Source organism: Streptomyces sp. NPDC058697 (assembly GCF_042715345.1).
In the GTDB taxonomy this organism is placed as follows: Bacteria; Actinomycetota; Actinomycetes; order Streptomycetales; family Streptomycetaceae; genus Streptomyces; species Streptomyces liliifuscus.
Map to the genome: position 1 here is coordinate 323,555 of NZ_JBHXSU010000002.1, position 20,062 is coordinate 343,616.

Consider the following 20,062-nt stretch of genomic DNA (forward strand, 5'->3'; position numbering starts at 1 on the left):
TCAGGTCAAGGCCTGAGACCGTCAGCTCAATCCCAACGCACTCGATCTCTCCTCGCCCAGCAGCGCAGCCAGTTCGTCCGAGGTTGGCCCGGTCGCGGGGCCCCGCCGTGTCACCGCCAGAGCGGCCGCCGCGTTCGCCCCGCGTGCCGCATCGTAGGCGGATGCTCCGCGTCCCAGCAGCGCCAGGAATGCGCCGACATGTGCGTCCCCGGCCCCGTTGCTGTCGACCGCGTTCACGGGAAACCCGGGGACGTGCACGATGTCATGAGAGCCCGGTGCCGCCAGCCAGCATCCGTCCTTGTCGGCCCGTACGACGATCCCGGCCCCGCTCCGGAGGCGCCCGCGGAGCACACGCGCGGCTTCCCTCGGCTCCGCCATCCCCGTCATCAGCTGGGCCTCCCGTGTGTTGCAGCTCAACCAGTCGGTCCGGGCCAGGACCGGGTCCAGGACCTCGGCCGGGATGTCCGCCACGAGCGGCGCGGGGTCCAGGCAGACCCGTACGTCTTCCGCGAGGCCTGCGACCGTGCGGGACAGCAGAGGGCCGTTCACCTGCATCACCAGGCTGTAGCCGGACACCTGCACCAGGTCGCCGCCGCGCACGGACGCGGCGATCGTCTCCGCCTCGTCCGGTGTCATGCGGGCGTCGACCCCGAAGCTGGTGACAAAGGTCCTCTCGCCTCCTCCGTCGACCAGAGCCACGCAGAACCCGGTGTCGCCGTCGGAGCGCTCCGGAAGGACCAGCCCGATACCCTCCGCCGCGAACGAAGCACGCACCAACTCCCCATAGGGGCCGGTGCCATGGAGCCCGGCGTACACGGCTTCGGCACCCAGCCGACGGGCCGCGGTGAGTGTGTTGAAGCCTCCACCCGCGTACAACTCGGTGCGGGTTCCGATGACATCGCCACCGCGCTCGGGCAGCGTGGGCACATCGATGACCAGGTCGACGATGACGTTCCCCGCGAGGACGACACGGTGGTCGCTGTTCATCGGGTGGCCTCCTCAAGCGTGGCGGAATCGGTGGCGGAGTAGGCGTTCACCGGTGAACGCCGCGAAAGCAGCGTGTAGGCCGCAGCGCCTGTGACGATCGCGATGAGCCACCCCAGGCCGTTCGTGCCGAGCCAGGAATCGGCCAACGGCCCGGCGAACCACACATCGTGAGCGCCCGTCGCGGCCTTGGTGAAGAGCAGCCCGGCTACGATCGCGGCCACCCACGCGACGACGGCGGGCAGATGGAACCCGCCGGTGTACCAGTAGCGGCCGCCGCGTCCCGTGTCCATCAGACCCACGGGGTCGTACTGACGACCTCGGACCATGTCGACGGCGATGACACCGATCCAGGCGGAGATCGGCACCGCGAGCAGAGTCAGGAAGGTGCTGAACGGACCGTAGAAGTCGTCTGCGACGAGCATGAAGTAGATGCCACCGAGGAACATCAGGACGACATCCAGCACGACCGCCCAGGCACGCGGCACACGAATGCCGAGCGTGATCATCGTCAATCCGGCCGAGTAGGTGGAGAGGTGATTGGACATCAGCAGTCCGCCGAACGCCGCGATCAGATAGGGAACCGCCATCCAGGACGGCAGCATCGCGTTGATCGCCGCGACCGGATCGGCGGAGGTGGCGAGCGTCGGATCACCGGCCGTGAGGAGTGAGCCCAGGGAGATCAGCAGTACGAGTGGGATGCCGGCTCCGAACGCCGAGGCGCGCACGAGCCGCATGCCCGGGATGGCCCTCGGCAGGTAACGGGCGTAGTCCGCACCGGCGTTGGCCCATCCGATGCCGGTGCCGGCCGCTATGAAGCCGATGCCCGCGATGACGCCGCTCACCGGGCCGGCCGGGATGTCGAGCACCTTCGACCAGTCGACGGTCGCCACGAGGAAGCCCATCACAACAAGGTTCAGGACTCCGAAGACCACTGTCGCCCACTTGTTGATCCACATGATGGTGGCGTGCCCGAGCCCGCTGATCATCAGCGTGCAGGCGATGAAGACCAGCAGGCAGAACAGTGTGAGGACGGTGCCCCGGCCGACCCCGAACACCGTGTTGAGCAGGGCGAGCAGCGCATAGGCCGCCGTGGTCGTGGTGATCGTCTCCCAGCCGACCCGGCTCAGCCAGGTCACCAGGGTCGGCCCGTGGTTGCCGCGCTGCCCGAACACCGCACGTGACAGCGTCAGGGCCGGGGCCCCGCCCTTCTTGCCCGCGATGCTCAACGCGCCCACCAGCGCGAACGAGCCCACCGAACCGCCGACCGCAACGAGTACGGCCTGCCAGATGTTCAGGCCGCGGAAGGCGACGAGGGTCGCGCCGAGCGGCAGTCCCAGGATCGAGATGTTGGCGGCGAACCACGTCCAGAACATCTGGCCGGCGTGACCGTGCCGCTCGCTGTCGGGGACCGGTTCGATCCCGCGGGTCTCCACGGTGCCGACGCGGTCGTTCTTCGTTGAAGCGGCCATCGCGGGACCTCCTTGCTTGCTTGTGCTCGGTACAGGGGAAAGGGGGGGTGGGTTCAGCGGGTGCGATATGTGAGCAACTGCCGGGTCAGAGGCTCCAGTTCGAGATCGTTGACCTCTCGCAGGGTGCGTACGGCGTCACCTGGCAGGGCGCCGAGCCCCGCCACGGCCCCCGCGATCCCACCCGCGATGGCGGCGATGGTGTCGCTGTCACCGCCGAGATTCGCGGCCAGCAGCGCGGAGCGCCACGGGTCACCGTCGGTGAGGGCGAGGACCGCGAACGCGGCCGGGACGGACTCCTGGCTGGCGACGCTGGTGCCGATGAGCGAATCGATCCGGTCGAGCGCCACTGCTGTGTCGAGGTCGGCGACCAGTTCGCGTGCCCAGGCGATACGCGCCGAGATGCTGGCGCCCGCGGTCCAGTGCCCGCGCCGGGCGCCGGCCGCCGACACCGTGATCGCGGCCTCGAAGGCGTCGTCGAGTGAACCACCGGCGATGCCTGTGGAGACGGCTGCGGCGACGGCCGAGGCTCCCGCGATCCCGACGGTCGTGTCATGGGTGACCTGGCAGGACTCGACGACCCGGTCCAGGAAGCGTTCCGCGTCGGCGGTGTCGAACGCGATGCCGACCGGTGTCACCCGCATCGCGGCGCCGTTCGTCGTGCCGTACTTGCCTGCCTCCTTGACGTCGACGCCGCGCGTCACCGCGTCCAGGGCCGCTTTCGTCGACGGGCCGAGCAGGTCGAACGACCCCTTGGCCTTCATCTCCTTCTCCCAGGACAGGAGTTCCTCGGCGAACCGTCGGGGATCGACATGCCCGTCGCCCTCGACCAGGAGCCGGGCCACGATCACCGCCTGGTCGGTGTCGTCCGTGACGGATCCGGCCGGCATGCCGGCGCTCACCGGGTTGTCGGACCGCGCGGGCTCGAAGCCGTTCAGCGTGCCGTAGACCCGCACGACATCGGCGCGGGACATGACCTGCGTCGGCATCCCGAGGGCGTCGCCCAGCGCGAGCCCGTAGAACGCGCCGAGGGCGCGGTCGAGCAGGGCGGGATCGGGTGTGGAAGTCACAGTTGGGCTCCTCGGCCAGTCCGTACGTGCAGTTGGAACCGGGACGGATCGAGCAGGCTGGTGACCTTCTCGACGACGTCCCCGTCCGCGCCCCGGAACACCTGGGCGACGCGGAGGAAGGACTCGCCGGGCGAGCGGTGCAGGATCGCGGCCTCGTCCGTGTCGAGTCCGGCGACGGCGATGTGCGCCTCACCGGAGTCGGGGACGCGGCCCGCCGCCGCGAGGGTGCGGCTCAGGGAGCCGTCGTCCAGTCCGCGCTCGGGCAGGTCGGCGAGGCTCCCGACAGCTGGCACGCGGCTGAACTCCAGCGAGACGCCGTGTCCGTCGACCAGCCGACGGACACGGTCGAGGGCAATGAACTGAGTTGATCCCAGGCCCAGTTCGGCGGCGAGAGTGTCGTCCCGTATCCGCTCGAATCTCAGGGTCTCGGTCGTCAGTTCGGTGCCCTGTGCGGCGAGTGCACGGGTCCAGCCGAGCTGTTGGTCAAGGGGAGCGCCGTCAAAGGTGACGATCGACCCGATGCCGGCATGCGTCTCGATGAGCCCCTGCTCGCCGAGGACGCCGAGGGCCTGCCGTACCGTCGTCCGGCTCACCCCGAACCGCTCTCGCAGTGCGTGTTCGCCGGGCAACTTGCTGCCGTCGGCGTGCACGCCCGCGCGGATCTCCTCGGCCAGTACATGAGCGACACGGTGATGCTTGTAAACCTGTCCAGGCATGTCTAGAACCTAGACCCCGACTTCTCGACCTGTCTACACCTGTCCAAAAATTTGATCCGGATGTCCCGCACTCGGCATCCCCGAGGTGGCGGCCGATCTCGCCGAGGCCGCAGTCTGCGGCCAGAGCCGCACTGCCGGAGACGAGGCCGCCCGCCCCTCGGTCCGGAACATGCGGGCCCGGATCGCGGAGAAGGAGGGCGGCAGGCCGCCGTTGTCGGCGGTGCGCCGGCGTGAGCGGCCCGCCGCGTCGCGACGCCCACCCGGCCTGCCCCCAACCTCGCTGCGGTGCGGGATCAGCAGCACCCTCCGCCTGGCCACACGGGCGGGAGCCGGGGCGACTCGGCCGCTGTCCCTTCCCAGGAGGGCAGCCGATGGACCGTCAGGCAATCCGCACGTATCTTCGGGCAGTTCTGCCTTCTCGGGCTGGTCAGCGGCCGCGCCGACGAAAGAGGATCATCCACGAATCCGCGCGGCGGCTTCACTCATCAACTCTCAACGGAGCGGCACGCGAGGCGAGTTCGTCCTGGCTGATCGCTCCGCCCCTGCTCCTGAAAGGTGGACAATCCCCATGAAACAAATCGCCAGACGGGCGGCCCTGGCCGCGTTTACGTCCGTCGCGGTAACGGCCTCACTCACCGTCGGCGCGACGAACGCATTCGCGATCAACGAAGGCACGTGCAGCCGGACCGACTTCCTGCAGATCACCATCCACCGCCCCGGCGAGAACTCACAGATGCGGTGTTACGCCAACGCCGGAGAGGCCGACCTGATCTCCACGAACTGGTGGGTCACCCGGATCTCGACCGGCAACAACCGCGTCCAGTGGTACGGCGACGGCAGGTGGCAGCCCGCTGCGGCGATCGACAAGTGGACCGTCTACACCTGGCCGAACCACCCCGGTGGCGTCCGCATCAACAAGGTCAGGATCCTCTGAGGCACCGGCCGTACGGGACGGCGATCCTGCCGATCGCCGTCCCCAGCCGGCACGGCCACTTGCCGTAGCCCTTCCACTGATCGCGAGAACGACGGAGCCGGTTCCCTGGGTGGCCGGGCGGCGTCGAACAGGCGTGTGCCTGCGGCCGGCGCCGAGGCGACCGCAGTTCGCATCGCGTAATCGCGTGTGCGTCGAGTTCGCGTGTGCGTCGAGCAGAGTCACGAGCCGGGCCGTGCGCTGGTCCGCAGGCAGGTCGATCCGCCGGTGCTGTCCCAGCCGAGAGGCCGCTCCCGGCTGGGCGCTGTCGTAAGAGCACGCCGAGCTCCAGATGCCGACGGTGACCATGTTGATGGCGTACTTCTTGCCGGTGGGCTGGATGAAGCCACCGTTGCCGTCCGCCATGGGGCGGGTGAAAGTGCCGGTGGCGAGCCCGGTCGCGGCGGCCAGGTTGCCCTGGAACTTCATGTCCTCGATGCGGCGGGCCGGGCCGTCGGTGTAGCGGCCGTCGGGCCGGTGTGCCCGGACGTTCTTCGCGTGGCTCCCGCCCAGCCGGTCCCACTTCTGGCCCGAGAAGATGACGAAGTCGAGTTCGTCGGCCCGGTCGTCGCGGTGCCAGCATCAGACACCGACGAGGAAGCACTCGCCATCGCCAACGACACCGATTGCGGGCCGGCCGCCACCGTCTGGTCCCACGACGTCGACCGGGCCCTCAAGCCGGCCCGCGCTGTGCGAGCCGGTACCGTCGCAGTCAATGGACCTGACGCCGAGCATGCATCCTCGCTTCCGCGTCCAGACCGGGATTCAACCGTCGAAGGCCCGTAGCCAGGGCCGACCGGCGCGCGACGAACCACCCAGCTGCCATGCGGCGTGAACCTGCGGAGGTCGAGATCACCATGACGACACGGGACGGCACCATCGGCGTCCTCCTGCCCCGCGACGCTCCGACGCAGGACATCATCCCCTTCGCCCGGCGTGCGGAGGAACACGGCTTCGACGAGTTGTGGGTGGTCGAGGACCTCGGCTACCGAGGAGGATTCGTACAGGCGGCCACCGTCCTCGCTTCCACCACGCGGATTCGGGTCGGCGTCGGACTCCTGCCGGCCGCCGCCCGCAATGTGGCCTTCACCGCGATGGAGATTTCGAGCCTCGCCCAACTGCATCCCGATCGCCTCGACATCGCCGTCGGCCACGGCATGCCGTCCTGGATGCGCAGCGTCGGCGCATGGCCGAAGAGCCCCCTCACCCTCCTGGCCGAGTACATCACCGTCCTGAAATCGCTGCTGAGCGGCCAACCCGTACATCAGGATGGGAAGTACGTGCACATCGAGGGAGTACGACTGCATGAGAGTTCCGCCCCGGCTGCGGTCCCCCTCGTCCTGGCGGGCGTACGCGGTCCCAAGTCCCTGGCCGTGTCGGGTGACGTGGCCGACGGCACTCTCCTCGCGGAGCCGGTGACACCTGCCTACGTGACAGAAGCCCTCAAGCACATCGCACCCACCCGCCCCCACCGTCTGGTCGCGTACAACATCGCGGTGATCGACGACGATCCCGCCGTCGCGCTGGCAGCCGTCCGTCCCGCCCTCGCAGTCGTCGGAGAGCCGGACTGGCGGCCCCACATCGCCCCGCTTCCCTTCTACGAGGACCTCGTCGCCCTGCGCTCACGCTGTGACAGCGCGGAGGAGTTCGCCCGTGCCCTGCCGGACGAATGGGTACGCCAGCTCGCCGTGGCAGGCACGCCGGAACAGGCACGGTCCGGTTTGGCGGACTTGTTCGACGCGGGTGTCACGAGTGTGATCCTCGCCCCCGTAGGTGCCGATTACCGCGCGTCGCTCGAGTCGCTGGCGGCGGTCCTGTGAACAGTCGACCGACACACGTGAAAGAACACAGCTCTTGATGGTCCCGGTCACGCGCCGCCGGGCGGCGCTGTTCCTCTTCTTCCTCATACCCGGCCTGTCGATCTCCTCATGGGTGACCCGGACACCCGACATCCGGGACCAACTCGACGTCTCGACAGCGCAGATGGGCATCGTCCTGTTCGGGCTGTCAGTCGGATCCATGATCGGCATTCTCAGTTCCGGAACGCTCGTGGCCAGGTTCGGCACCCGGCCCGTCATGGGCGCCGCAACGCTGCTGGTCATCCTCAGCATGGCGGTGATCGGCCTCGGGACCATGCTCTCCTCCGCCCCGGCAACCACCGCCGGACTGTTCCTCTTCGGCGCCGGAATGGGCGGTGGAGAGGTCGCGATCAACATCGACGGCGCCGACGTCGAGCAGATCACAGGACGGACGGTACTGCCCACGCTCCACGGCTTCTTCAGCCTGGGAACCGTCGTCGGGGCCGCGCTGGGAATCCTGTGCACCGCTGTCTCCTTCCCGGTGCAGTGGCATCTGGCTGCCGTGGCCGTCGTCACGGCAGCCATGTTTGCCTATGCCTTCCGCGCCATTCCCCACGCAGTCGGAAAGACCCGAGACGACAGTTTGCAGTCCGACGCAAGCACCGCAGAGGCCCCGGTGCGAGTGTGGAAGGATCCACGGCTGTTGCTGATCGGTGGGGTCATCCTGGCCATGGCGCTGGCCGAAGGTTCCGCCAACGACTGGCTGCCCCTGCTCATGGTCGACGGCCACGGCGTGGACCCCGCCCTGGGGTCGGCCGTGTACACCGGCTTCGCCACCGCCATGACCATCGGTCGTTTCGCCGGCGGATTCCTCATCGACCGCCTCGGCCGCTCCCCCGTTGTCCGAGCCAGCGCCATCTGTGCGACCTTCGGAATCGCCGTTGTCGTCTTCGCCGACTCGGCCGCCCTCGCCGGCGCAGCCGTTCTCCTCTGGGGCCTGGGAGCCTCACTCGGCTTCCCGGTCACCCTCTCGGCGGCCGCGGACTCCGGGCCCAACTCAGCCGCGCGGGTCAGCCTCGTGGCGATGATCGGCTACGTCGCGTTTCTCGTCGGGCCACCCTGTCTCGGTTTCCTCGGCGATCACTACGGCCTTCGCGTTGCCATGATCGTGGTCCTCGCCTTCACTGCCGTGGCGATCATCCTGGCACCTGCTGTCGGCACACGCTCCGTCGCGTCCGCCCCCGCCACCGAGCCGACGGCCCAGCTGTGAGAGGTGGTGGCATCTCGAAACCATGCTCGGGGCTCTCGGAAACCACGATCGAGGGAGCGAATCAGACGCAGCAGCCCGCTTCGACCGACTTCTCACGGTGCCTCCTCGGAGGTGTGGTCGAGCGGTAGCCGGGTCATCTGTCCGGCCGACGCGAGGTAGACCGGTACGTCGTGCAGGGCGAGGACAACGGTGGTGTCGGGCAGGTCGGTGAGGATGCCCAGTACGTGTGTGGCGGTTCGGTCGTCCAGGCCCGTGGTCGGTTCGTCGACGATCAGGACGTGCGGGTGGCGGGCCAAGGCCCGGCCCAGGTAGACCCGGCGGAGCTCCCCGCCCGAGAGTTGTCTCCCGCCTGGCCCGACGGGGGTCCTGGCGGTCAGTCCACTGTCACTCAGACGCAGTTCGGCGAGGCGTTCGTCGATCTCGTCGTCGGTCAGGGCGGCGTCGGCGAGACGCCAGTTGGATCCGAGCGTGCCGGTGAAGAGGTGGTCGTCGGCGGCCACGGCCACGACGACGGGCCGGCCCTCGCGGCCTTCGGCCACTTGCCGCAGCGACGAGGCGAGGGCTCGGAGCAGGGTGCTCTTGCCGCTGCCCGAGCGGCCGGTGACGACGAGCATCGCCCCTCGGGGGACGGTGGCACCAAGGACGCGCCCCGGCCGGAGGGCCATCGGCGGAAGGGGGTAGCCGGCGAAGCCGATGCCCTGCTCGGTGGACCATGACCGCATCGCCGGAACGGTGGGGTCGCCTGCGGTGATCGGGGCGCTTGTCGTGAGTCTGCGGTGTGCGGCCTTCGCGGTGGCTCGGGCATCGGCGGCATGCGCCAGCTGTTCGGCCTGAGCCAGCACGCCGAGAGACAACAGGACGACGAACACGAACGTGGGAGCATCCGGCGCCCTGCAGGTAGCAGCCGTGGCGGTCAGCGTGGCCGTGCCGGTCAGGCCGGTGGCCAGAGTGGTCCCATGCCTGCGCCGAACGACGACTTCCCGGGCGCTGTCGAGCCGGGTGAACCTCGCCCTCGTACGTACCGCGAGCTGCTGGGCGGCGCCGAGCGATGCCAACTCCGTCCAGGCATCGACGGCGGTGACGAGTTCGGCGCGCAGCGCCTTGCGGGTGTACTGCTCGGCTTCGCGGGCGGCACCGGGCGTACGGTGGGCGATCACCGCGATGGTGACGACGCCTGCTGCGAGGACGGCTGCCGGCACGACGGACATGGACACCGCGACGGCGAGGACGGCACCGACGGTCAGCGCGGCGGTGACGGCGACGGGGGTTGTGCACTCGATCAGCGCCATTCCGGCGCTGTCGGCGTCGGCCATGCTGCGGTCGAGCAGTTCACCCGACCAGAGGCGGTCCTCCTGTGCCCGTTCGGCGGCCGCGGCGCGGCCGAAGAGACCGGATCGGGCGGTGGCGACCCGACGCAGGGCGGCCGCGTGCAGCACCAGACGCTTGCTGTAGTTGCCGGCGACGCGGGCCATCGCGAAGGCACGCACACCGCTGCTGGGGGCAATGTAGGAGAAGGAGCTGAACGTGGCGGCCCCGGCGACGGAGCAGGCACTGACGAACCAGCCCGACAGACCGAGCAGTCCGGCGGAGGACAGCTCGGCGGCGACCGCGAGCACCAGTCCGCCGGCTGCGAGGGAACGCGCCCGCCGGCCAGGGACGTTCGGGCTACGGCTCCTGCTCATCGCGCGTTCACCGGCCTCGCGTCGTGCAGGACGCCGTCGTCGATCGCGAGCACTGTGTCGGCCGCGGCGGCCGGCGTGAAGGAGTGGGTGGCGATGACGACGGTGCAGCCGTCGGTGGCCCGCCGCAGCGCTTCGACGACCTCGCGTTCGCTGTCCGCGTCGAGGTGGGCGGTCGGCTCGTCGAGCAGCCAGAGCCGGGCTCCGCGCAGAAAGGCGCGGGCGATGGCGATCCGGCGGGCTTCCCCCGTCGAAACGCCCCAACCGCCCTCGCCGAGCCGGGTGTTCAGCCCGTCGGGGAGGCCCTCGATCACGGCGCTCAGCCCGGCGGCGTCGACGGCCTGCCAGATCTGCTGCTCGGCGGCTTCCGGACGGCCGAGGCGGATGTTGTCGCGGACGGTCGCGTCGAGCAGCACGGTCTGCTGTCCGACCCAAGCGCATCCGCCGAGTACCGGCGCCTGCCGTTCGGACGAGGTCCGCCACCGGACCGAGCCGGCCGACGGTCGGCGCAGGCCGGCGATCAGCGACAGCAGTGTGCTCTTTCCGGATCCGGAGGCACCGGTGATCACGGTCCAGGTTCCGGGCGCGAACTCGGCGTCGGCACGGATGGTGTCGTGGTCGGCTCCGCCGTAGCGGAACCGGACCGCTGTCAGCGACACACCGACCGGCTCGGTCAGCTGCGGAGCAGCTGCTCGGGCGACTTCGGCGGGAGTGTCCTTGACGATGTCACGGATAGTGCCGGCCGCGATCACGGCGCGCTCCCGCTGGTGGTAGGCGGCGGCCCTGGTGCGCATCGGGGCGAAGTACATCGGACACACCAGCAGAACCGACAGACCGGTGAACAGGTCGAGCCGCGGGGCGTGCGGCACCTGCACATACCCGAGCAGCGACAGACCGATGTAGGTGGCGTTCACCGCGATGGAGAAGGTGATGACGACGTCCATGACCATCCCGGACAGGAAGGCCCGGCGCAGCACACTCATCATCGCCTTGTTCAGCTGCTCGGCGGCCGTGGTCAGGGTTCGGCTGCGTCGGCCGACCGCACCGAGCTCGCGCAGCGTCCGCATGCCACGGAAGCTGTCGAGGACGACGGCGTTCAGGTGCCGGGTCGCGGCCGACTGCCGGTCCGCGCCGTGCTGGGCGAACAGTCCCGCCAGGCGCATGTTCAGGGGCAGCAGCGTGGTGGTCAGGACGAGCACGATCGCAGCCGGCCAGTGCACCGCGGCCGTGCCCGCCAGTACGGCGGTCATCGACAGCGGTGCCGACCGATTCAGGGGCACGGTCTGCGCGTGGAAGTCGGCGACATCATCGGCCAGGTCGACCATCGCCCACGCGGCCTCGGCCGGGCCGGTCTCGCTGATGCGCCCAGCAGTCGGCAGCAGAGCACCCGTCAACTGCTGCCGCAGGCCGGTCGCGACGGCACGCCCGCCCCGCTCGGCGAGCGTGCCCGCCGTCCGGCCGACGCCCGCCACCAGCACGCTCGTGACGGCGATTGCCACCAGGCCCCACCTCTCGTGCACCCCGGCCCGGTCCATCACGGCCTGGGCCGTCCATGCCAGGGCGCCCCAGCGGGCGATCGTGAACAGCGTCTCCAGTGTCCGGAGGGTGCCCGACAGGCGGAACCAGTGCCGCCCCGGCGCGGCGCACACGGCGAGCCAAGCGTCGTCGCTCTTCTCGTACATCTCATTCGTCGTCATGAGGGCGCCGCTCGTCGACGATCCACGCGATGCCACCGGTCAGAGCGATGGCGAACATTCCCAGGGTGGTCAGCAGTTGCGAGTGGATCTGCCGGTAACCACCGAACATCCCCTGGCAGACGAAGTAGGCGAGCAGGCCCAGCACGGTCCAGGCGACCGCGGAAAGTAGACGCAGCACGACACGGACCGGTGCAGGGAGTGAGCTTCGGGCGGTCATGAGTGCACTCCCGCGGCATCGAGCTTTCCGGCGAAGGCCCGGTGGGCGAACACGTTGTAGGCCAGCACCAGGGGCATGTTCAGGCCGATGCCCACGAGGATGAAGACCATCGTGGAGTGCGGGCCGACTGCGCTGTCGACGGTGAGACCCGGAGGTGCGAGCACCGGGTAGCGGGCCACGCCCAGGGCGAGGAACACGGACACCGTCGCGATCACGAGTCCGCCGAGCGGAAGAGTGTCCGCCGCCCCCGACTGCCTCTTCCACGGGAACGTGACGAGCGAGGTGGCCGCTCCCCCGGCGGCGAACAGCAACAGGACAGCGAACGCGAAGGCTCGCCCCGGGCTGTCGAGGCTCAGCGGTGCCGCGGTGGTGTCGACAGTGACGAGGACAAGGACCAGAAGAACTCCGGCGACCACCGTGGTGATCAGACCCCGACGTGCCGCCGACTCCCGCAGCAGCCCGGAGGACTTGTGCTTTGTGTAGGCGTAACCGAGAGCGGTGTACGCGGCCGTGACCGTGAGCCCCGACAGCACGCAGAACCAGCTGAAGGCCCCGAAGGCCGACCCGGTGCAGACGTCGCCCCGCAGATGCACTGCCGAGGTCAGCGTCCCGAGGGCGAAGCCCTGCGCGAACGACGCCAGCAGCGACGCCACGCCGAAGGCGGTGGTCCAGCGGGGAGCCGGCGGCGCCTGGGAGGCCATCTCGACACTCACGCCGCGCACGATGAGGGAGAACAGCAGCACGGTCATCGGCAGGTAGGCGTGCGGCAGGATCGTGCCGAAGGCCAGGGGGAAGCCCGCCCAGAGCGCGACGCCGAGCAGGATGAGCCAGGTCTCGTTGCCGTCCCAGCCCACCGCGACGGACTCCAGCATGTGCCGCCGATGTGCGGGGTCGTGTTCGAAGAGGGTGGCCACGCCAACTCCGAGGTCGTAGCCGTCCAGCACGACGTACATCAGGAGACAGACGAGTACGGTCGCCGACCAGAGGGTCGTGGTCATCGCGCCGCCACCTCCCGCGTGCCGAACGGCACGGGAAGCTCCCGCGGTACGCCGTCCCTTGCGAGGCCGGTGTCCGGCAGGTTCTCCGGTGGAGGTTCCCGCCCGGGGTCGTCGCGTTCCGGGCCGATGCGCATCGTACGGACGATGTAGACGACGTAGGCCACCAGCATGATCAGGTAGAGCACGGAGAATCCGATCACCGAGAACAGGACTTCCCCGGGGGCCAGGCGGGACACCGCGGCCGAGGTGCGGAGCTGCCCGAACACGATCCACGGTTGCCGTCCCGCTTCGGCGGTGACCCAGCCCCCGAGGATGGCCAGGACCCCCACCGGTGTGGCCCAGAGGACGAACCGGTGGAAGGGGCGCGCGGTCCACAGACGGTTGCGCATGCGCAGGACCGTCGCGGCGAACGCCGTGCCGAACATCAGCACGGCCGCCAGGAACATGACGCGAAAGCCCCAGAAGGTCGCGGCCATGTCCGGTCGCTCGGCGGCCGGAGTGACCTTCAGGCCTGGCATGGCTGTCTTGCAGGTGAGGTCCTTGGCGATATAGCTGCCGAGGCAGGGAATGTCGAGCTCGGCGATGTTCCGCGCGGCTTGCTGGTCCGGGACGGCGAACAGGACGAAGCCGGTGTCGCCGTTGTCCCAGTTGCCCTCGATCGCCTCCAACTTCGAGAGCTGGTACGGCAGTTCATGCCCGGCCACGCTGTCGCCGAGATAGAGCTGAACGGGCATCAGCAGCGCGGCGATCCCGAGCGCGATCGACATCGAGCGGCGGGCGAAGCCCTTCGCGCGCCCCTTGACCAGGTACCAGGCGGAGATTCCGGCGACGAAGAAGCTCGCCGAGATCAGCACGGCGGCCAGCATGTGCGGCCAGCGCCAGACGAACGACGGGTTGAAGATGACGCGCATCCAGTCCGTGGGCTCGAACCGGCCGTGGACGACCTTGAATCCGGCGGGAGTCTGCATCCACGAGTTCGCCGCGATGATCCACGTGGACGACAGCACGGTGCCCACCGACACCATCACGCTGGACACGAACATCGTGCCCCTGCGAACGCGGCCGTCCCCGTAGAGCAGGACGCCGATGAAGCCGGCCTCGACGAAGAAGGCCGTCACGACCTCCATGCCGATGATCGGCCCGATGATCGGGCCCGTCTTCGCGCCGTACACGCCCCAGTTGAGGCCCATCTGGAAGGTGATGACGGCGCCGGCGACCACGCCGATCGCGAAGCCGACGGCGAAGATGCGCCGCCAGAACCGGAACATCTGCAGGTAGACCGCCCTGCCGGTACGCCAGTACAGGCCGTAGACGACCGACAGGAAGATCGACAGGCCGACGGTGATCGCCGGAAAGGTCATGTGGAACATCACGGTGATGGCGAACTGCCATCGCGACAAGTCGAGAAGACTCATCACTGCTCCCTTTCGTAAGGGGCTGGTTCAGGTGTGTAAGGGCCGGGTTCAGGCGTCGACGACGGGAGTGGCGGCCGGCGTGGCCTTGTCGAAGCGCGGCAGGGCGGCGGCGCCGACGGCGAGCAGGGCGACGATGCCCATCTGTACGTACTCGACTCCGGCGAAGGCGTGGGCGACGTTGTGCGGGGCCAGGGCCAGATAGAGGGTGCCGAGGGTGGCCACGCCGAGCGCCAGTCCGCTCTGCTGCAGGGTGATCAGCACGCCGCTGCCGATACCGGCCATGTGCGTGGGAACGTCGGCGAGCACGCTGCGGAACAGGCCGGCGAACAGCATCGACTGTCCGGCACCGACCAGGGCCAGCGGCACGGCCATCGCCCACAGGCTGACGTGCGGCCAGTTCCCGAGCAGCATCGCCACCAGCGAGACGATTCCGGCGAGTTGGACGACGGCGCCGGCGGACAGTGCCGCCCGGCCATACCGTGTGATCAGGCGGGGCGCGACCAGTGAACCGGCGAAGAAGAGCAGGGCCATCGGCAGGATCGCCAGCCCGCTGTGCAGGGCGTCGACGTGCAGACCGTTCTGGACGGTGAGAGCGAAGACGAACATGAACGCGCCGAAACCGATACTGAAGACGAACACCATGACCAGGCCGCGGGACATCGACGGCAGGCGCAACAGGGACGGCGGCAGCAGCGGGACCTCACCGCGCCGCTCGGTGCGCTTCTCCACCACGTAGGTGGCGACGCCGAGGACGACTGCGACGGCGAGCATCAGCCAGGTCCACCAGGGCCAGCCCAGGGAGTGCCCCTCGGTCAGCGGCACCAGCAGGGCGGTCAGAGTGGCGGCGAACAGCACGGTGCCGGGCAGGTCGATACCGACAGGATGGTGCGAGCGGGTATCAGGCACGATCCGGGCCGCCACGATCAGGACGACCACGCCGATGGGTACGTTGACCAGGAAGATCGGACGCCAGGAGGTGCCGGCGATGTCGGCACTGACCAGCAGGCCGCCCACCAGCTGTCCGACCACGGCGGCAATGCCGGAGGTCGCCCCGTAAAGGGCCACGGCACGAGCCTTGCGCTCTCCTTCGAGGGCGTGATGGAAGGTCGCCAGCACCTGCGGGATGAGCAGGGCGGCGGTGGCGCCCTGGACGATGCGGGCCGCGATCAGCGCACCCACGCTCGGGGCGACACCGCAGGCCAGCGAGGCCAGCACGAATCCCACGAGCGCGCCCAGGAAGACACGCCGGCGGCCGTAGCGGTCGCCCAGACGGCCACCGAGGACCAGCAGGGTCGCGTACGCGACGCCGTACCCGGCGATCACCAGCTCCAGCGACGAGGCGGAGGCGTGCAGCGAGGAGTTGATGCTGGGCAGGGCCACGTTGGTGATGAAGAAGTCCATGATCGGCAGGAACGCGCCGGCCAGCAGGATGAACACCCCGGCCGGGTGCAGGCCGCCGGCGCGGGCCGTAGCACGGGGAGAACGTGCTGCAGCCCCCGTACGCCGCGGCGAGGAAGTGCTTGTCGTCATGACAGCCCCCAGAAGACGGTAGTTATGAGCTGCAATTATGAGTCCATAACTATGGACTCATAACGAGTATGCACCCATAACTATTTCCGGACAACCCCGTACCCTGGAGCCGTGATGGAGGACCAAGCGCACCCGACGAACTCGACGGCCGGACCGGACCACGAGCGGCGGTGGGCCGAGCTGGCCGATCTCGTGCTGATCATCAGCCGGGAGATCCAGTTCCGCGGATACGCCGACGAGAGAGCCATCCCCCTCTCACCGTCCGAGGGTATGGTGATGCGCTACCTGCAGCGCGAGCCCGACGCCCCGCCCAGCCGCATCGCCGAGGCGACCGGACTGCAACGCACCAACCTCTCCACCGTCCTGGGCGGACTGGAGCGCAAGGGCCTTGTCGAGCGACGCACCGACCCGGGCGACGGCCGCGGCGTCACCGTCCACGCCACCGAACTCGGACGCACCAACTACGCCCTCGTCCGCCGGGAATGGGCCACGGCCGTCTCCGACGCCGCCAACCACGACACCGAACACCTCGACGCCGCCCTCGCCCTGCTCACCGCCATGGAGAGCGGACTGACCAGGACTCGGCCACGGAACCGCGCCACCCGTCCGACAACGGGAACCTGACCGGGCGATTGCGTGCCGAGCGAGGCGGGCACAGCCGACAGGCACTGGCCACGGGCAGGGCGCGCCCCTCGTTGCCTACCGGCTGGAATGGGGCCGGCCACTCCACGCGGGCAGCGATGTCGGTGCGGTGGCAGTCAGGATGACCGCGCTACTGACGTGCGCGACGACAGTAGCGGCGGCCGTCTCCCGCCAAAGCACCCTCCAGGAGGATTCCGTCGAGGTGGAGACGTTCGAAACATTCGAAGCCGCAATCCATCAATTTGATCTCCGATGAACAGACATCACCGTCCTGACGGCATCAGCGAACCAATTAGTGGCCGCCAACAGGCATTACCGCGTTCATAGACATCAGATCCTCCGCGAATGTTTCGCGATCAGGGGCGAAACTATTGACGCTTGACGAGTGCAGGTCAACACTGTTCGACCAAACCCCCGCCCGTGGAAGACGGAGGAAACCCGCACATGAACCTCTTACCTGCACAACCGAGCCGTAGGCAGACCTGCGCCATGATGCTGGGCGCCGCGACCACTCTGGCTCTGCCCGGCACGGCCCGCGCCGACACGGTCGTCACCACGAACCAGACCGGCACCAACAACGGCTACTACTACTCGTTCTGGACCGACGCGCAGGGCACGGTCTCCATGAACCTCAGCGCCGGCGGCAGCTACAGCACCTCCTGGAGGAACACCGGGAACTTCGTCGCCGGCAAGGGCTGGAGCAACGGCAGCCGCAGGAACGTGACCTACTCGGGCGCCTTCAACCCGTCCGGAAACGCCTACCTGTGCCTCTACGGGTGGACGTCCAACCCGCTCGTGGAGTACTACGTCGTCGACAACTGGGGCACCTACCGGCCGACGGGAACGTACAAGGGCACCGTCACCAGCGACGGCGGCACGTACGACCTCTACCAGACGACGCGGTACAACGCCCCGTCCGTCGAAGGCACGAAGACCTTCAACCAGTACTGGAGTGTCCGGCAGTCGAAGAGGACCGGCGGCACCATCACCACCGGCAACCACTTCGACGCCTGGGGGCGAGCGGGAATGCGCCTCGGCAGCTTCAGCTACTACATGATCCTCGCGACCGAGGGCTACCAGAGCAGCGGCAGCTCCAACATCACGGTGTCGGGATGAGCACCCGAACACGCCTCGCGTTACATCCTCTGCCGACGGCGCTCGCCGCCGTCGCACTGATCGCCACGGGCACGCTCACCATCAACGCCGCCCCGGCGCAGGCCGCCGCCTGCAACGGATACGTCGGGCTCACCTTCGACGACGGCCCGTCCGGCAACACTCCGGCCCTGCTCAACGCGCTCACGCAGAACGGGCTTCGGGCCACGATGTTCAACCAGGGCCAGTACGCCGCCGCCAACCCGACCCAGGTACGGGCGCAGGTCAACGCCGGTATGTGGGTCGGCAACCACAGCTACACCCACCCGCATCTGCCCCAGCTCGGCCAGGCACAGATCGACTCGGAGATCTCCCGGACCCAGCAGGCGATCGCGGCCGCGGGCGGCGGTACGCCGAAGCTGTTCCGGCCGCCGTACGGCGAGACCAACTCGACGGTGAAGGCAGTCGAGGCCAAGTACGGTCTGACCGAGGTCATCTGGGACGTGGACTCACAGGACTGGAACGGCGCCGGCACGGACGCCATCGTGCAGGCCGCAGGGCGGCTCGGCAACGGCCAGATCATCCTCATGCACGACTGGTCCGCCAACACGCGGGCCGCGATCCCCCGCATCGCGCAGGGGTTGACCGCCCGCGGCCTGTGCGCCGGCAGGATCTCCCCGCAGACCGGCCGCGCTGTAGCCCCCTGACATCGGTCCGGCGACGTCTGCGCACCCATCAGTTGTGCCGCCCCGGCGGCATGCCCACCGCGACGGCCGGCCTCTCGCCGGCCGTCGTCATCGTGTCCGCTTCAACCGCGCGCTGTCCGCAGCCCGGGCACCGGTCCGGTCATGCCTGACGAACGTCGTCCTACCGTCGGCGCCAAGGCAGTGGCTCCTGGTCGTCGCCGCCGGCGTCCATGCGTTGCAGTGCGGCGTTGATCGCCTCGCCGATCTCGGCAAGCTGGCTCACCTGCTCAGGGCTGAGCGCATCGAAGACCGCGCGACGTACGGCCTCGACGTGACCCGGGGCCGCACGCTCCAGGAGCTCAAGCCCCTGCGGAGTGAGGGCGGCGAGCTGGTTGCGGCGGTTGCCGGGGTCTTCCCGGCGGCTGACGTACCCGGCCTCCTGGAGGCGGGTCACGGCATGGGTGAGCCGACTGCGGGTGACCTTCAGTCGCTCGGCCAGCTCGGACATGGTCAGCGTGCGGTCCGGAGCCGCGGAGAGGTGGGCCAGCAAGCTGTAGTCCGCATGCGTCATCCCCGCGTCCCTGCGGAGCTGTCGGTTGAGATGGTCGGCCAGGAGCGTGGAGAAGTCGATGTAGGCCAGCCAGGCCCGCCGCTCCTCGCTGTCGAGCCAGCGTGGCGAAGTGGTGCCGTTTCCACGACCGCCATGGCCGATGCCCCCGCGCACCACCACGCGCCCGTAAGCGAGCAGGACCAGCTCGACGCCCTCTACCGGCAGGCCAAGGCCGAGGGCGGCAAGGTCACCGTCTACATGGGCGGCGACGCTCCCGGACAGTGGGACAGCCTGGCCACCGCGTTCCAGCAGCAGTTCCCGGACGTGAAGCTCAACCTCGTCACCGACCTGAGCAAGTACCACGACGCCCGGATCGACAACCAGCTTGCCACCGGGGGCCTCGTCGCCGACGCCGCCATCCTTCAGACCGCTCAGGACTTCGACCGCTGGAAGAAGCAGGGCGACCTGCTCAAGTACAAGCCGGTGGGCTGGGACAAGGTCTTCGCCAATGCCAAGGACAAGGACGGTTACTACACCGGCGTCTTCTACGGCGCCTTCTCCTACGTCGTCAACAGCAAGCAACTCCCGGCGAACCCGGGCGACTTCAAGGGCACCGACCTGCTCAAGCCCGAGTACAGGAACAAGCTGGTCCTGACCTACCCCAATGACGACGACGCCGTGCTGTTCGGCTACAAGCAGCTCGTCGACAAGTACGGGTGGAACTACCTGGCCCAGCTGGTCAAGCAGAACCCCAAGCTGATCCGCGGGGTGCCCGGCTCCGCCGCCGGAGTGGCGAGCGGCGGCTACCTCGCTTCGATCGCCGTCGGCGGCGACGCGCGCCCCAACGGCACGCAGGTCTTCTCCGACACCGAGCGCTTCAACTCCTGGGACCAGCGCGGCGCCATCTTCAAGGACGCCCCGCACAAGGCCGGCGCCAAGCTCTTCATGAGCTGGCTCGGCTCCCAGGCCGTGCAGAAGAATGCCATTGCCACCTGGACCTGGTCCGTCCGCAAGGACGTCAGCCCGCCGGCCGGCCTCCAGCCGCTGGCCTCGTACAAGAACACCGACCCGACGGCGTTCGCGAAGTTCATGTCCGACCGCGCGTCCGTCGAACGCTTCCGCTCCCAGGTCGAGTTGTACTTCGGCCAGGTCAAGGGTGCCGACCCCGGCGACCCCACGGACACCCTCGGACGCAGCCCCGGAGCCTTCTGACTGCTGCTCGCAGCACCCGGGAGCGGATCCACCGTGACAGCGAAGGAAGCTCATCTACGGCATGGA

The 20,062-nt window shown here is 69.0% G+C and carries 20 protein-coding genes; 9 read left to right on the top strand and 11 right to left on the bottom strand.

Going from position 1 to position 20,062, the window contains the following annotated elements; genetic code table 11:
- Positions 1–21 precede the first annotated feature (21 nt).
- The 4 genes from ACFWXQ_RS06075 to ACFWXQ_RS06090 are packed head-to-tail and all read right to left on the bottom strand — an operon-like array spanning position 22 to position 4,239.
- Positions 22–987 carry a PfkB family carbohydrate kinase gene (locus ACFWXQ_RS06075; protein ID WP_383937050.1) on the bottom strand — a complete coding sequence of 322 codons (966 nt, stop codon included), beginning with the start codon at positions 985–987 and terminating at the stop codon, positions 22–24.
- Positions 984–2,456 carry a purine-cytosine permease family protein gene (locus tag ACFWXQ_RS06080; RefSeq protein WP_383937052.1) on the bottom strand — a complete coding sequence of 491 codons (1,473 nt, stop codon included), beginning with the start codon at positions 2,454–2,456 and terminating at the stop codon, positions 984–986. The genes ACFWXQ_RS06075 and ACFWXQ_RS06080 overlap by 4 nt, the downstream gene beginning before the upstream one ends.
- A gap of 53 nt (positions 2,457–2,509) precedes the next feature.
- Positions 2,510–3,523, bottom strand: coding sequence for an ADP-ribosylglycohydrolase family protein (locus tag ACFWXQ_RS06085; protein WP_383937054.1), 1,014 nt, complete (start codon positions 3,521–3,523; stop codon positions 2,510–2,512).
- Complete coding sequence (locus ACFWXQ_RS06090; protein ID WP_383937056.1) at positions 3,520–4,239, bottom strand: GntR family transcriptional regulator; 720 nt, start codon at positions 4,237–4,239, stop codon at positions 3,520–3,522. Before ACFWXQ_RS06090 ends, ACFWXQ_RS06085 begins: the two co-directional genes overlap by 4 nt.
- 568 nt (positions 4,240–4,807) lie before the next feature.
- Here ACFWXQ_RS06090 and ACFWXQ_RS06095 point away from each other — a divergent pair.
- From ACFWXQ_RS06095 to ACFWXQ_RS06115, 5 genes are all read left to right on the top strand, one after another.
- Positions 4,808–5,173 (top strand): beta/gamma crystallin domain-containing protein, encoded by a 366-nt coding sequence (locus ACFWXQ_RS06095; protein ID WP_383937058.1) that lies wholly within the window; start codon positions 4,808–4,810, stop codon positions 5,171–5,173.
- Positions 5,174–5,510: 337 nt separating this feature from the next.
- Complete coding sequence (locus tag ACFWXQ_RS06100) at positions 5,511–5,672, top strand: hypothetical protein (RefSeq protein WP_383937060.1); 162 nt, start codon at positions 5,511–5,513, stop codon at positions 5,670–5,672.
- A gap of 35 nt (positions 5,673–5,707) precedes the next feature.
- Positions 5,708–5,995, top strand: a complete 288-nt coding sequence (locus ACFWXQ_RS06105; RefSeq protein ID WP_383937062.1) for an aldehyde dehydrogenase family protein — start codon at positions 5,708–5,710, stop codon at positions 5,993–5,995.
- 38 nt (positions 5,996–6,033) lie between these two features.
- Positions 6,034–7,029 carry an LLM class flavin-dependent oxidoreductase gene (locus tag ACFWXQ_RS06110; protein WP_383937064.1) on the top strand — a complete coding sequence of 332 codons (996 nt, stop codon included), beginning with the start codon at positions 6,034–6,036 and terminating at the stop codon, positions 7,027–7,029.
- A 37-nt stretch (positions 7,030–7,066) separates the two neighbouring features.
- On the top strand, positions 7,067–8,278 hold the full coding sequence (locus ACFWXQ_RS06115; RefSeq protein WP_386267652.1) for an MFS transporter: 1,212 nt from the start codon (positions 7,067–7,069) through the stop codon (positions 8,276–8,278).
- Positions 8,279–8,370: 92 nt separating this feature from the next.
- Here ACFWXQ_RS06115 and ACFWXQ_RS06120 read toward each other — a convergent pair whose 3' ends face one another.
- The 6 genes from ACFWXQ_RS06120 to ACFWXQ_RS06145 are packed head-to-tail and all read right to left on the bottom strand — an operon-like array spanning position 8,371 to position 15,814.
- Complete coding sequence (locus ACFWXQ_RS06120; protein WP_383956372.1) at positions 8,371–9,960, bottom strand: ATP-binding cassette domain-containing protein; 1,590 nt, start codon at positions 9,958–9,960, stop codon at positions 8,371–8,373.
- A complete protein-coding gene (locus tag ACFWXQ_RS06125) occupies positions 9,957–11,654 on the bottom strand; it encodes an ABC transporter ATP-binding protein/permease (RefSeq protein WP_383956375.1) in 1,698 nt (565 codons plus the stop codon). Before ACFWXQ_RS06125 ends, ACFWXQ_RS06120 begins: the two co-directional genes overlap by 4 nt.
- A complete protein-coding gene (locus ACFWXQ_RS06130) occupies positions 11,641–11,871 on the bottom strand; it encodes a hypothetical protein (RefSeq protein WP_383956378.1) in 231 nt (76 codons plus the stop codon). Before ACFWXQ_RS06130 ends, ACFWXQ_RS06125 begins: the two co-directional genes overlap by 14 nt.
- Positions 11,868–12,869 carry a cytochrome d ubiquinol oxidase subunit II gene (locus ACFWXQ_RS06135; protein ID WP_383956381.1) on the bottom strand — a complete coding sequence of 334 codons (1,002 nt, stop codon included), beginning with the start codon at positions 12,867–12,869 and terminating at the stop codon, positions 11,868–11,870. The genes ACFWXQ_RS06130 and ACFWXQ_RS06135 overlap by 4 nt, the downstream gene beginning before the upstream one ends.
- Positions 12,866–14,284, bottom strand: a complete 1,419-nt coding sequence (locus ACFWXQ_RS06140; protein WP_386267655.1) for a cytochrome ubiquinol oxidase subunit I — start codon at positions 14,282–14,284, stop codon at positions 12,866–12,868. Before ACFWXQ_RS06140 ends, ACFWXQ_RS06135 begins: the two co-directional genes overlap by 4 nt.
- Before the next feature lie 48 nt (positions 14,285–14,332).
- On the bottom strand, positions 14,333–15,814 hold the full coding sequence (locus ACFWXQ_RS06145; RefSeq protein WP_383954642.1) for an MFS transporter: 1,482 nt from the start codon (positions 15,812–15,814) through the stop codon (positions 14,333–14,335).
- A gap of 114 nt (positions 15,815–15,928) precedes the next feature.
- Here ACFWXQ_RS06145 and ACFWXQ_RS06150 point away from each other — a divergent pair, with 114 nt between their 5' ends.
- The 3 genes from ACFWXQ_RS06150 (at position 15,929) to ACFWXQ_RS06160 (ending at position 18,255) form a co-directional block, all read left to right on the top strand.
- Positions 15,929–16,438, top strand: a complete 510-nt coding sequence (locus ACFWXQ_RS06150) for a MarR family winged helix-turn-helix transcriptional regulator (protein WP_383954646.1) — start codon at positions 15,929–15,931, stop codon at positions 16,436–16,438.
- Between the two features lie 462 nt (positions 16,439–16,900).
- A complete protein-coding gene (locus ACFWXQ_RS06155; protein ID WP_383954640.1) occupies positions 16,901–17,572 on the top strand; it encodes a glycoside hydrolase family 11 protein in 672 nt (223 codons plus the stop codon).
- Positions 17,569–18,255: a polysaccharide deacetylase family protein gene (locus ACFWXQ_RS06160; RefSeq protein ID WP_383954639.1), complete on the top strand. Its 687-nt coding sequence runs from the start codon at positions 17,569–17,571 to the stop codon at positions 18,253–18,255. Before ACFWXQ_RS06155 ends, ACFWXQ_RS06160 begins: the two co-directional genes overlap by 4 nt.
- Before the next feature lie 160 nt (positions 18,256–18,415).
- Here the strand turns inward: ACFWXQ_RS06160 and ACFWXQ_RS06165 are convergent, their stop codons facing one another.
- Complete coding sequence (locus ACFWXQ_RS06165) at positions 18,416–18,964, bottom strand: MarR family winged helix-turn-helix transcriptional regulator (protein WP_383954637.1); 549 nt, start codon at positions 18,962–18,964, stop codon at positions 18,416–18,418.
- On the opposite strand from ACFWXQ_RS06165, the gene ACFWXQ_RS06170 reads away from it, so the two are divergent.
- Positions 18,938–19,996 (top strand): ABC transporter substrate-binding protein, encoded by a 1,059-nt coding sequence (locus tag ACFWXQ_RS06170; RefSeq protein ID WP_383954635.1) that lies wholly within the window; start codon positions 18,938–18,940, stop codon positions 19,994–19,996. The two genes, ACFWXQ_RS06165 and ACFWXQ_RS06170, sit on opposite strands and share 27 nt — an antisense overlap.
- Positions 19,997–20,062 lie beyond the last annotated feature (66 nt).